Source organism: Microcystis sp. LEGE 08355, assembly GCF_015207185.1.
Classification (GTDB): Bacteria; Cyanobacteriota; Cyanobacteriia; order Cyanobacteriales; family Microcystaceae; genus Microcystis; species Microcystis panniformis.
Genome location: NZ_JADEXI010000903.1, coordinates 1 through 1,251 on the forward strand (window position 1 = coordinate 1; position 1,251 = coordinate 1,251).

The following is a 1,251-nucleotide window of genomic DNA, read 5'->3' on the forward strand; positions in this document are numbered from 1 at the left end:
TTCTAAGATAACTCGACCGACCCAACTGCAACAAAAAGCGTTAGATTTATTGGGAGTTTCCCTGATTTGTACCCAGTAACGGGGCGATGGAAATTCTCTTAATCCCTTCTACGGCACAGGTTATGGCTTTTTGTCAACGGGGAAGTCCAGCTATACTAGACTTAAAGTAATTGCCCTACGAATTGATTTTTCTAGTACCAACCCTATGCAAATTATCCTCAATCTCCCCGATGAACTGGTTCAACATTTTAACCGCGATCACCTTGCTCGTGAGATTTTAGAAGCCTTAGTCATACAAGCCTATCAAGTAGAAAAAATTACCAGTGCAGAGGTTGGGCGTATCCTTGAGCTACCGTCTCGTTGGGCAGTAGATGACTTTCTGAAACAGCACAATGCTGATTTACACTACGATGAAACCGATTTAGAGCGCGATCGCGAAGCTCTCCGTCAACTGCGTGTTAAATACACCAATAGTGCTTCATGATCGTCGTTTCTGATACCTCACCCATCAACTATTTACTCCTCATTAACCAGATCGACTTGCTCCCCCGCTTGTTTCAGCAAATCATCGTCCCTGACGTGGTTCGAGATGAAATGGTTGATCCCTCTGCGCCACTCTTCCTTCAGCAATGGATCGCCAATCCTCCACCTTGGTTTACGGTTCAAACCGTTTCCGTGGTAGATGAAACTCTTGATGCCCTTGATCCTGGAGAACAGGCAGCGATTAGTCTGGCTCAAACCTTGCCAGCAGATTTGCTGATTATCGATGAACGCTTGGGGCGACAGATAGCCAGCGATCGTGGAATCCCCATTATCGGCACTCTTGGAATCTTAGATGATGCTGCAAGTCAGGGTTTTGTCGAGCTTTCAGACGCTATTGCTCGATTGCAACAAACGAACTTCCGCATATCCCGCCGCATCATTCAAGCATTGCTAGAGAGTAGAGAATAAGGTTGTAGTATAGTCAGGAGGAAGCGGCGAGGAAAGCCAGCTAACACTGCGTGGCAGCGGACGGATGAGAGTCATCGGTTGAGCGTTTCAGGCTACCTGCCGCCGCCGCACTTTACCGTTGGGCTGCTATAAACTATACTCCATCACAAAGAAAGAGAGGCTTCGTCATGCAACAGAATACTGTTCGTCTAACTCTAGGCGGAATTCTGCTAGTGATGGCGGCTTGCGCGCCACAATCCGCACCGACGCCCACGTTGCCGCCTCCCACCTCCACCGTTCTCTCGCCCACCGCTACACCTC

2 protein-coding genes are annotated in these 1,251 nt (G+C 48.6%); both read left to right on the forward strand.

What is annotated here, in order from left to right:
* The first annotated feature begins 205 nt into the window (after positions 1–205).
* On the forward strand, positions 206–484 hold the full coding sequence (locus IQ242_RS25105) for a UPF0175 family protein (protein ID WP_193961825.1): 279 nt from the start codon (positions 206–208) through the stop codon (positions 482–484).
* Between the two features lie 110 nt (positions 485–594).
* Entirely contained in the window at positions 595–951 is a 357-nt protein-coding gene (locus IQ242_RS25110; RefSeq protein ID WP_228021218.1) for a DUF3368 domain-containing protein, read from the forward strand.
* The last annotated feature ends 300 nt before the right edge of the window (positions 952–1,251 follow it).